At 26.1% G+C, this 3,958-nt stretch carries 6 protein-coding genes; 2 read left to right on the top strand and 4 right to left on the bottom strand.

The window, feature by feature from the left end:
* The 3 genes from J7G74_RS10425 to lepB form a co-directional block, all read right to left on the bottom strand.
* Positions 1 to 479: MATE family efflux transporter (locus tag J7G74_RS10425; protein WP_297134983.1), on the bottom strand; the 479-nt coding region annotated here is incomplete at its 3' end.
* A 339-nt stretch (positions 480 to 818) separates the two neighbouring features.
* Positions 819 to 1,010 (bottom strand): hypothetical protein, encoded by a 192-nt coding sequence (locus J7G74_RS10420; protein ID WP_297134981.1) that lies wholly within the window; start codon positions 1,008 to 1,010, stop codon positions 819 to 821.
* 612 nt (positions 1,011 to 1,622) lie between these two features.
* A complete protein-coding gene (gene lepB, locus J7G74_RS10415; protein WP_297134980.1) occupies positions 1,623 to 2,159 on the bottom strand; it encodes a signal peptidase I in 537 nt (178 codons plus the stop codon).
* A 402-nt stretch (positions 2,160 to 2,561) separates the two neighbouring features.
* Between lepB and J7G74_RS10410 the strand changes: the two genes are divergently transcribed.
* Positions 2,562 to 3,107 carry an NADH peroxidase gene (locus tag J7G74_RS10410; RefSeq protein WP_297134978.1) on the top strand — a complete coding sequence of 182 codons (546 nt, stop codon included), beginning with the start codon at positions 2,562 to 2,564 and terminating at the stop codon, positions 3,105 to 3,107.
* A gap of 12 nt (positions 3,108 to 3,119) precedes the next feature.
* The gene (locus tag J7G74_RS10405) at positions 3,120 to 3,443 is read left to right on the top strand and encodes a DUF1540 domain-containing protein (RefSeq protein ID WP_297134975.1); all 324 of its coding nucleotides are present in this window, start codon (positions 3,120 to 3,122) and stop codon (positions 3,441 to 3,443) included.
* 59 nt (positions 3,444 to 3,502) lie between these two features.
* Here the strand turns inward: J7G74_RS10405 and J7G74_RS10400 are convergent, their stop codons facing one another.
* Entirely contained in the window at positions 3,503 to 3,910 is a 408-nt protein-coding gene (locus J7G74_RS10400; RefSeq protein ID WP_297134973.1) for a VOC family protein, read from the bottom strand.
* Positions 3,911 to 3,958: the final 48 nt, after the last annotated feature.

Raw genomic sequence — 3,958 nt, 5'->3', positions numbered from 1 at the left:
TTTTTATTTCTTACAATAGGTGATAAGAAGTTAGTAGCTATAAATGATGGTATGAATAAAGATATACATCTTCCATACTTAACTACTAAATCAATTGTATAATCATTTGCCCCTAAAAACATACAAATTTCTTCTAAAAATATATTTGATAATAACGTAAATATAATACCAACTACAACTACAGATATTAAACTTGCTACAAAGTATTTATCTGATTTTTCCTTATTTCCAATACCTTCTTCTGTGGATATAAGTATTCCTCCACCAATCCCAAACATTAATCCTATAGCATTATACACTGCAAAAAATGGAAGGAAAATATTTAATGCAGATATGCCCTCAGCTCCAATACCTTGACCTATTATCAAAGTATCCACCAATATATATAGAGAGTTTACTAATGTTGAACATATAGAGGGTACTAAGTAATGAAGAAACACTTTTCTTTCATTATCTTTTAATAAATTTAAACTTTCCATTATCAAAATTCCTCCTTATACTTATTTTTTAACTAAAAAAGCCAAATAAACGCGCTTATGCACTTATTTGGCTCCTATTTTTATACATATTAAATTAATCAAACCATTTTACTTTAAGTTGCACTGCGATTATAAAAATATAATACGCCACTTAAAATGGCTCTTTTTACAAAATCATTTTATTATATTCCCACATTAAAGTCAATGATAATTGTATACAGAATAATTTATCATTATCTATTTTCCCAATACTTTTAAATTTAATTCTTTCTTCTATCATAATTATCCCTGGATTTTTATAATGATATCCAACAAAAACTTTAATACTATTTATTTTCTCTAATTCTTTACAAAAATAAAATATGCTATTGTGAAAACAACTTGCCAAAATAACAAAAGCATACCTATAGCATATTGCTCTGATACAAAAATTTGATATAGCCATACAATTAAAACTATAACTGTAAATAAAATATACAAAAATAAAATAAAATCATTGCTATCTGAACTTCTATTTCTTTTTCCCTTCAATCATACATCCCCCTCATAATAAAATGATCCATAGGTATTTTAAATATTTATAGTATATAATTATAGCTATATTATAGTACATTTAACATCTTAAATCTTCTTTATCATGATTAGATTTAAAAAACAAATTTAAAGCTAAATAAGACTCATCTATCAATATTACTTTAGATCTTACACTAAGACATATTACAATAGATTGTATTTTAGAAATAAATATTAAAATAATTCTTATATTCAAATTTCAAATGTGTATTTTTCATTATATGGGAGAAGCTTTCTGTAATAAAATTAAGGACCTATTATAAACAAAAAACTTTAGAATCAAAATCTATAAAGTATTAGATAAAATGGAAGTTATTTTACAACATAATGAAATTCCTTTATCTACATGTACTCCCATTTAGTATACTTTGAACATTAAACATAGAAAAAGCTAAGTTAACCTTTTCTAATTATTTGAAAAACCTAAATGAGGTTATAAATGAATATAGTATAAAAATAAAAGAAGGTATCTAGATATATAATTTTTTAATTTAAAATATTTTATAAATTAAAATACTTCTTTACTTAGCTTTATAAAATAAAGTATGAAAGAAGTATTTTTTATTTTATTTATTTTACTATACCCATATTACTCAAAGGAAAAGCTCTTAAAGTCACTTCACCTACTATATCATCTAAAGATATTGCTCCTATACAAGAATTTCTACTATCATCACTATTTTCTCTATTATCCCCCATAGTAAATACATGATTTTTTGGAACTACCATGTCTATATCACCATATGTATGAATATCTTGTAAATAATTTTCTTCTAGAAGTTGTCCATTTATATATACTTTATTATTTTTAATTACAATATGCTCTCCTGGTAGTGCAATAACTCTTTTTACTAAATGTTTTTTAGACATAGTTTCTTCATCAATTAAATTTGTTCTAAAAACTATAATTTCTCCCCTACTTGGGGCTCTATTACTATAAGCTAATTTGTTTATTATAAGGTAGTCTTGATCTTTTAAGGTTGGATACATAGACTGTCCACTTACTATTGTAGGTTTTATAATTGTGCTAACACCTATTGCAATAGTTAAAGATATTCCTATAGTTTTAGTCCAGTCCATTACTTCTTCAATAAACTTTTTTTTCATAATACCATCCCCTATTTTAAACTTTATTACCTAGTAATAATAGTTGTTCATACGGATTCCCATCTAAGTTTAGAACTTTAACAAATACTGGCGATATTTTTAAACCTTATTTTTTAATCTTGCTATTTCTTTTTTTAATTTTCTCCATGCACATTAAGTAATTATGTTCAATAATTATATACTTATATACATTATCTTTTCTGGTATATATATTAGAAACATAAATCTCAACTTCCATATTTTCAACTACAAAATTATATACTATTAATATTATTTTCTTTTTGATTAACTATAAATCCTTTATAAAATTAAAAATAATTTGGTTATGAATATAAGTGCATATTATTTTTAATTTCTGAAGATACTAAAATTGCTACATAAATATACAAAGGAGTGAAGTTAATGAAAAAATTCGTTTGTACTGTATGTGGATATATTCATGAAGGAGATGCTCCTCCAGAAGTATGTCCAATATGTAAAGTTGGTCCAGATAAGTTTGAAGAAATGAAGGGTGAAATGCAATGGGCTGATGAACATAGAATAGGTATCGCTAAAGACGTTGATGAAGAAATTATAGAAGGCTTAAGAGCAAACTTTATAGGTGAGTGCACAGAAGTTGGAATGTACATAGCTATGGGTAGACAGGCTGATAGAGAAGGGTATCCTGAAGTTGCTGAAGCATACCATAGAATAGCTTATGAAGAAGCTGATCATGCTTCTAGATTTGCTGAATTACTAGGAGAAGTTGTATATACTAGTACTAAACAAAATTTATCTGCTAGAGTTGAAGCTGAGTATGGTGCTTGCGCTGGAAAAAAAGAATTAGCTGCTCTTGCTAAAAAAAATAATCTAGATGCTATACATGATACAGTTCATGAAATGTGTAAAGACGAAGCTAGACATGGTAGAGCATTCAAAGGTTTACTAGACAGATATTTTTCTAAATAGGAGGTTATAAAAATGGCAAAAATTAATTGTAGTGTAACAAACTGCTCACATAACAAATCTGCTATTTGTTATGCAAATATAGTTAATATTTCTGGTGGTGCAGCAACAAAAGAATGTAATACTTGCTGCGATAGCTTTCTTGATTATAAACATTATTCAAATTTAACTAATAATACTAATGATTCAGGTCCATGTGATGCCCTAGTATGTTCAGTTGAAACTTGTGTTTATAACCATAATAAAGCATGTACTGCAGATGGAATTCAAGTAGATTCTCATGGAGATGAACCAAAAATTTATACTGAAACAAATTGTGCTACATTTAAACATAGATAATAAAATTAATTAATAACTTTACTTACACGAAAAGGGAGTAACTCAATACTCCCTTTTAACTATTTTATATCTGTATCTCTTATCTCTATTTCTGTTCCTTCTGGAGCTTTTATCTTAAATAAACTCTCACCCTCAACCTTATAAATTATTTCTCCATTTTTAGTTTTAAAATTATCATATCCAAGTTTTTTAATCCTCTCATATTCATTTTCAACATTATCAACTAAAAATCCCATATGAACAGGACCAGCATTCAAAGAACTCCATTGGCTAAATTCATCTCCATTTTTTGGAGTTTGTAACTCTATCATAAAGTTCTCTAACTTTAACCAAGTATTGTACTCTCTATTATGAAAATTTTTACTTTCTTTTACTATCTCAAATCCTAGTATTCTTGTATAAAAATCTAATGATTCCTTATAATTTTCAGTTTGTATACAAATATGATGTATCATCTTTATAGTCATAGTTTATCTCCTTCTATTTTTTATAGTTAACTATCATATTATATCAAA

It is taken from the genome of Terrisporobacter sp. (assembly GCF_017888745.1).
In the GTDB taxonomy this organism is placed as follows: Bacteria; Bacillota; Clostridia; order Peptostreptococcales; family Peptostreptococcaceae; genus Terrisporobacter.
The sequence above is the reverse complement of the archived record's forward strand: the minus strand, read 5'-3'. Positions and strand labels throughout refer to the sequence as shown.